This is a genomic window from Natronorubrum tibetense GA33, assembly GCF_000383975.1.
Classification (GTDB): Archaea; Halobacteriota; Halobacteria; order Halobacteriales; family Natrialbaceae; genus Natronorubrum; species Natronorubrum tibetense.
This window is the reverse complement of sequence record NZ_KB913017.1, coordinates 372,361-379,020: the sequence shown is the minus strand read 5'-3', so window position 1 is coordinate 379,020 and position 6,660 is coordinate 372,361. Positions and strand designations below refer to the sequence as shown.

Genomic DNA, 6,660 nt, shown 5'->3' with positions numbered 1-6,660 from the left:
GAGCTCGTCAAAGAGCACTTCATGACGACCTGCGTCCCGCCGAGCGACAACAAGTTCGCGGCGCTCCACGGCGCCGTCTGGTCGGGCGGCTCGTTCGTCTACGTCCCCGAGGGCGTCACGGTCGAGATGCCGGTGCAGGCCTACTTCCGGATGAACTCCGAAGGGATGGGGCAGTTCGAGCACACGCTCATCATCGCCGAGGAAGGCTCCGAAGTCCACTACATCGAGGGCTGTTCGGCGCCGAAGTACGGCGTCCACAACCTCCACTCCGGCGGCGTCGAGGTCTTCGTCGGCGAGGACGCTCACGTCCAGTACTCGACGGTCCAGAACTGGTCGAAGAACACGTTCAACCTGAACACCAAGCGCGCCATCTGTGAGGCAAACGGCACGATGGAGTGGATCTCGGGCAGCATGGGTTCGAAAGCGACCATGCTCTACCCGTGTACGATCCTGAAGGGTCGCGGCTCGACGGACACCCACATCACCATCGCCTTCGCGGGCGAGGGCCAGGACATCGATACCGGCGCGAAGGTCTACCACAACGCGCCCGACACCAGCTCGACCATCGAGTCCAAGTCGATCTCCAAGGACGGCGGGCGCACCAACTACCGCGGCCTCGTCCACATCGCCGACGGCGCGGAGAACTCCTCGACGGCCGTCGAGTGTGACGCGCTGATGTTCGACAACGAATCGACCTCGGACACCATGCCGTACATGGAGATCGAGGAGTCGAAAGTCGACGTCGCTCACGAAGCCACAGTGGGTAAAATCGGCGACGAGGACATCTTCTACCTCCAGTCGCGCGGACTGGACGACGACGACGCCAAGAAGATGATCGTCGCCGGCTTCATCGAGCCGATCACGGAGGAACTGCCGATCGAGTACGCGGTCGAACTCAACCGTCTCATCGAACTCGAGATGGAGGGGAGCCTCGGATAACATGAGCGCAGGAACGCAGGTACACGCCAATCTGACCGACGAACAGGTACGCCAGATCAGCGAGGATCTCGACGAGCCCGACTGGCTCACAGAGACCCGTCTCGAGGCCCTCGAGGCTCTCGAAGAGCTCGACATGCCCGACGTGATCCGAACGCCGGGTCGGGACTGGACGAACCTTCACGAACTCGACTTCGAGTCGCTCGTGGACCCGCTGAACGCGGCGGAGAACAAGGATCAGGTCGGCCCGGACGAGGTCGACGTGCTCTCGTGGGCCGACGCGGTGCAGGAACACGACGACCTCCTGCAGGAGCACTTCGGCTCCATCGTCGACCCACAGGAGAACTACCTGACGGCGCTCTCGACGGCGCTGTTTAGCACGGGAACGGTCGTCTACGTCCCCGAAGGCGTCGACGCCGAGGACGTTACCATCCGGACCGAGCAGAACTCCCGCTCGCTGTTCAACTACACGCTCGTTGTGACCGAGGAATCGTCCTCGGTCACGATCCTCGAGCGTCAGTCGACGGGCGAGGACAGCGAGGCGCTACGCGCCTCGAGTAGTGAGAGCGGCGATGAGCCGCGAGCAGGGGACGAGCAGTACTACAGCGGTATCGTCGAAGTCGCTGCCGGCGAGAACAGCTACGTCCAGTACGGCAGCCTCCAGAACCTCTCGGAGGAGGCCTACAACTTCACCCTCAAGCGCGGTGTCACCGACACCTACGCCACGATCGACTGGATCGAGGGCAACATCGGAACGCAGCTGACCAAGACGGAGGTCTCGACGCTGCTCGAGGGCGACTCCTCGGAGACGCAGATCGTCGGAGCCTTCTACGGACACAACGACCAGCACTTCGACCTCGACGTCAAAGTCTGGCACCGTGCCGAGCACACGACGGCCGACCTCGTCACCCGCGGCGTCACCGACGACGTCGCCCGCTCGGTCTACGAGGGCGTCCAGGACGTCGGCCGCGACGCCTGGGACACCAGCTCCTACCAGCGCGAGAACACGCTGATGCTTAGCGACGAAAGCGAGGCCGACGCCTCGCCGAAGCTGATCATCAACAACCACGACACCGAGGCCAGCCACTCCGCGACGGTCGGCCAGATCGACGCGGAGGACCTGTTCTACATGACCTCCCGCGGTGTCGACCCGCGTGCCGCACGTAACATGCTCGTGGAAGGGTTCTTCGTGCCCGTCCTCGAAGAAGTCGATGTCGACGAACTGCGCGACGATCTGGTGGAACTGATCGGCGCGCGCCTTCGTCAGCGCGACTAGCGACGTTCGATTTCGGTTTTTGTTTCTGTTCCGCCATCAGGTAGTCGACCGTGAGTCACCACTCGAGTCAGTACTGCGTCCCCGTTCGGGACGGCCTTGAGCCTGGAACCGCGTCTGACGATCCTTTTTATACTCGAACGAAAAACACCCGCTCGATGCAGGCCCTCTCCGTCGAACTCGAGGACGACACTGTCGCCGCGCTCGAGGCCGAACGGGAACTGTTCGGCTTCGAAAGTCGGCAAGCGTACGTCCGGTGGATCATCGAACACCGCGGCTCGATCGACGCCGACGGCTACGATCTCGACGGCACGCAGGATCGATTGCTGGCCGATCATAGTCAGCGACTGGCGAGGCTCGAGGAGCGTGTCGCGACGATTGCCGGTCAGATCGAGCGCGGCGAGGATGGCACCCAATCGGCCGACGACCCGACGCCGGTAAATAACACGGCGGAAACGAACGAACCGCCGAACAGGAACGGAGCCGAATCGGCTCACGATGGCGAATTAGCCGACGACACCGGCGACAGAGCGGAAGCAAGCGGCCGGCACCCTCGTCGCGACGCACCGGAGCGCGAGTCGCCGATCGAGGTTCGCGGCTCACCGCGCACGGTTCGGCAAGGTCCCGACTCGACGGTCCGATCGGACGACGACGAATACTCGAGTCCCGAACGAGAGACTGAGCAGCCTCGGTCGACGGACCATGGAGTCTCGAGTTCGGGTTCGAACGCGGAGTCGGAGCCGACGACTGTGTCAACGACCGAGAAATCCGGCGGGTTGTCGCCCGAGCGAATCGCACGGATTCGGGAGGATCCGGTCCACGAGGACGCAGGGATGCTCGGCAATGTCGAATCCGAACGGCTCGACGAACTTTCCCGTCGCGCGGTCGCAACCACGCGAAAGCGGCTGAATCGCGACGTCCAGACCGGCCTCGAGTACACCTCCTCGACCCGACTGGCCGGCGCGGGCATCCGTCCCGGCGAAGATATCACCGATCTCGACGCGCTGTCGATTCCGGGCCGCTCGGCGGAGATTCTCGAAAAACGCCGCCACGCCGTCGGTCGCGCGCTCGCCTTTCTCCGAGACGAGGACCGAGCGAGGCGTTCGGATTTCGTCGACGCGCTCTACGCCGAGTGTCCGGCCGGCTACGAGACCGCCGATAGCTGGTGGGGGTGTCTCAAGGAGGGGCTCAAACAGGTCGAGGCTGTCGAGGGCGGCGAGGGGACGCGTGTCTGGCGGTATCGCGGCTGAACTGCTACCCGAATCACTCGCTGTTGAGGTGGTCATCATCGCTCCGATACCACCGAACGAACGTGTATCCGAACGCGACGAGCAGGGCGAGTCCGACGACGTTTCCGATCATTTCGGCCGACGTTGCGCTAGCAGTGACAAAAGCCTATTGTCGTGCGTGGCGCTCCCGAAGCGATAGCATCGACTCGAGCGTCGAGACCGAGGGTCGTCGACAGCGATCCGTACTCCACCGGCGGGCGAGCAGTCCACGAGTAGGGACGGTTAAGTATCAGCGGCCCGGACAACGTGGTATGAGTCTGGGACAGCGCGTCTCGACCGACCACCAGCTCACCCGACTGTTGCAGATCGGGGTCGTCTTAGAGGAGGTCGTCGAGTCGCGCGCCGCCCACCACCTCGACTCGCTCCCGCCAGCCGAACGGACGGCAATCGACGAGGAGATACGCGAGTTGCTCGAGGAAGCCGCCGAAGAGTCGGCCGACCATCGCGAGCGACTCGAAGCGTTAATCGAGGATCTCGAAGCCGAAACCGTGGCGTACGAGGAAATAAACGCGTTAGTCGACGCCCAGTACGGGCCGCCGGAGGACACTGACGGGGTGCTCTACGATCAGCTCGCAAACGAGGAGACGGCCTACAAGTTCTACGACGATCTAATCGACGCGGTCGAAGCCTCCGACGCTGAGTTTGCCATCGATCGAGACCGGCTGCTCGAGACGCTGTACGAGATCCGAGAGGAAGAAAAGGAGGGAGTCGAAGAGGTGGCCGAGATTATGGAGCACAGAGCATGATCGGGACGCTCCGGCTCGTCGCGAGCGTTCCCGACCACACGGACGGTATCGACGGAGGAATCCGATGAACACGGCAGATCAATACCTCAAGGCGATCTATCTCGCCCAACGGATCGAGGACGGCCCCGCATCGACCGGCACGCTCGCGGACATGCTCGAAGTCAGTCCGGCCAGCGTCAACGAGATGATCGGCAAACTCGAGGACCGAGGGCTCGTCGAACACGAGAAGTACAAGGGAGCGAGCCTGACCAGCGAGGGTATCGAACGCGCTCACGACTCGCTTCAGACCTACTGTATCATCGAGCGGTTCCTCGCGAACGTCCTCGAGGTCGAGGAGTTCCGCGACGAGGCCCGCGCCCTCGAAAGCGTCATCGACGATACGGTCGCGGAGCGACTGGATACGATCATCGACCGTCCCGCCGAGTGTCCGGACTGTTTCGACCCCGAACGGGATTACTGCGAACACCTCGAGATCGGTCCCGACGGCTGTGCGGACTAACTTTTACTGTCGTCGTTGTTTCGAGCGGTTTCGGCGGCCGAGAGAGTAATACGCGAATTCGTCCGAAGGCCGACTACTCATCACCGAACCGAACGTACCGATGGCCGACCAGCGCTGCGAGCGCGAGCGCGACGACGACAGTCACGCTGAGTCCGAACGGCAGCGCCCAGAGACCGCCATCTCCCTCCCAGTCGTCTGCAAACACACCCGCGTAGTACGCTGCGACCTCCTCGCTGTGAAGCGCGAGCAGCACCTCACGGTTGTTTTCGAAGGCGTTTTCGTTCCAGTTGGCGCTTCCGACAACGGCGATCTCTCGGTCGATCACGACCCCCTTGGCGTGGATCTTCTCGAACCGATCCGTCTCCTTGAGCAGCCGAACCTCGAGCGAGAGCGATTCGTCGTCGGCCGTCGCCTCCAACTCCCGCGCCAGCGCCTCGTTCTCGTCCTCGTGATACCAACTCGAGTCGAGCAGAATTTCGACGTCGACGCCGCGACGGGCCGCCTCGAGCGTTGCCTCGAGGACGGAAACGTCGTCGGCGACAGCGGCCTGTTTGACGAGGATCTCGTTGTCGGCCTCGCCAAGCAACTCGAGTAGCCGGCCCTCGGCGTTGTCCGGGGCGACGAGCAGTTCGGCACTGTCGATCGGGAACGTCTCCGGCTCGTATTCGGTCGGAAAGGATCGCGAGGGCGCTCCGGCACTATCGTCGTCGACGAAGGAGGCGTTCGCTCGGAACGCGGTGCCGGAGACGGTGTCCCACCCCTCGTGATCGGCCCGGAATACCGCCGCGAGATCGGCCGCGAGCGAGTCGTCCGCCAAGCGGACGCCCCAGCCGCGACTCGAGTCGCCCCCAATCCCCGAGGGCTTCCAGTTTTCCGTCGTGACCAACACGTGGTCGTCGGCGACGGCGTATTTCGGATGGTGGTAGCGGTACCGGGAGCCCTCTCCGCCGATCGCGCGAACGTCGACGTTCCCCTCCTCGAGCGTCTCAAGGACGGGTTCGGTGGCTTCTGGCGTTCCGCCGACGGGTCCGGACTCGAGGAGGACGGCGACGTCGACCCCGCGGTCGGCCGCGTCGACGAGTTCGTCGGCGATATCCTGCGAGGTGAGGGTGTAGCCGGCAAGCAGCAGTCGGTCGTCGGCCTCGCGGATCGTCTCGCGGGGGAGATCGGTCTCGTCGGGGAGAACGAACGCCGTCGCCTCGTCGACGTCGGCGCTCGAAACTGGCAGGCAGGTCGCACCTCGCGGATGCCAGTCGCCGTCGGCTGGACGCGACTCGGTCGCATCCTCCGCCTCTGCTTCGTCCTCGTTTCGATACCATCGTTCGGCCGTCGGCGCTCGGTCGTAGGAGACTGAATCGATCGCTGTCGAGCCGTTTCGCAGTTCGAGCTCGTCGCCGTCTGCGGCGAGTCGAAGGTGGCCCTCGAGTTCGAGTACCGGATCGTCGGTGTCGGTCAGCTCGGCGGTGGCGTCCGGATCGGTACTCACTGCGACGCGCCCCGAAACCGTCTCGTTCGGCAGGTTGGCAGTCGTGTGGCCGTCGGTGATCGCCCAGTTCTCGAGTCGGGTGTCGGTCGGCGTCTCGAGGACCAGGTACTCGCCGACGTTCCCGTAGGTCGTTGGGTTCGGATAGAGTTCGACGATTCGGGGCGTGCTGCTGTCGGTGGCGTCGGGCTCGTCGGCGGTGACGTTCGAGTCAGCGAGGCCGGTCGAGCCGGCGACGCCAGCGGGGCAGGATGGGGCGAAATCGCCACCGTTCGCCGCCGAGCCGTCGGTCGTCGCCGCGTCGGATGTCGGAAACCCGCCACTCAATCCCCCTAGAACGAGAGCGATTCCGACGAGGGCGACGACCATCGATCGACGACGATCCATCGGGCGGTCTGGCCGCCCGTTCGTATATAAACTATCGGACGAAAAAC

General features: G+C 63.9%; 6 protein-coding genes. 5 read left to right on the top strand and 1 reads right to left on the bottom strand.

From position 1 onward, the window contains the following. From sufB to NATTI_RS0101970, 5 genes are all read left to right on the top strand, one after another. Positions 1-939: Fe-S cluster assembly protein SufB (sufB, locus tag NATTI_RS25165; protein WP_019991561.1), on the top strand; the 939-nt coding region annotated here is incomplete at its 5' end. A 1-nt stretch (position 940) separates the two neighbouring features. Further along, positions 941-2,212: a Fe-S cluster assembly protein SufD gene (sufD, locus tag NATTI_RS0101990; RefSeq protein ID WP_006091845.1), complete on the top strand. Its 1,272-nt coding sequence runs from the start codon at positions 941-943 to the stop codon at positions 2,210-2,212. A 155-nt stretch (positions 2,213-2,367) separates the two neighbouring features. Continuing rightward, positions 2,368-3,459 (top strand): hypothetical protein, encoded by a 1,092-nt coding sequence (locus tag NATTI_RS0101985; protein WP_006091844.1) that lies wholly within the window; start codon positions 2,368-2,370, stop codon positions 3,457-3,459. 290 nt (positions 3,460-3,749) lie between these two features. Then, a complete protein-coding gene (locus NATTI_RS0101975; RefSeq protein WP_006091843.1) occupies positions 3,750-4,244 on the top strand; it encodes a hypothetical protein in 495 nt (164 codons plus the stop codon). 64 nt (positions 4,245-4,308) lie between these two features. Beyond that, entirely contained in the window at positions 4,309-4,743 is a 435-nt protein-coding gene (locus NATTI_RS0101970) for a metal-dependent transcriptional regulator (RefSeq protein WP_006091842.1), read from the top strand. Between the two features lie 73 nt (positions 4,744-4,816). On the opposite strand, the gene NATTI_RS0101965 is transcribed toward NATTI_RS0101970, so the two are convergent. Continuing rightward, entirely contained in the window at positions 4,817-6,613 is a 1,797-nt protein-coding gene (locus tag NATTI_RS0101965) for a phospholipase D-like domain-containing protein (RefSeq protein ID WP_006091841.1), read from the bottom strand. Positions 6,614-6,660: the final 47 nt, after the last annotated feature.

Coding starts and splice junctions, on each gene's coding strand:
- sufD (WP_006091845.1), top strand. CDS start 941: ATGAGCGCAGGAACGCAGGTACACGCCAATCTGACCGACGAACAGGTA.
- NATTI_RS0101985 (WP_006091844.1), top strand. CDS start 2,368: ATGCAGGCCCTCTCCGTCGAACTCGAGGACGACACTGTCGCCGCGCTC.
- NATTI_RS0101975 (WP_006091843.1), top strand. CDS start 3,750: ATGAGTCTGGGACAGCGCGTCTCGACCGACCACCAGCTCACCCGACTG.
- NATTI_RS0101970 (WP_006091842.1), top strand. CDS start 4,309: ATGAACACGGCAGATCAATACCTCAAGGCGATCTATCTCGCCCAACGG.
- NATTI_RS0101965 (WP_006091841.1), bottom strand. CDS start 6,613: ATGGATCGTCGTCGATCGATGGTCGTCGCCCTCGTCGGAATCGCTCTC.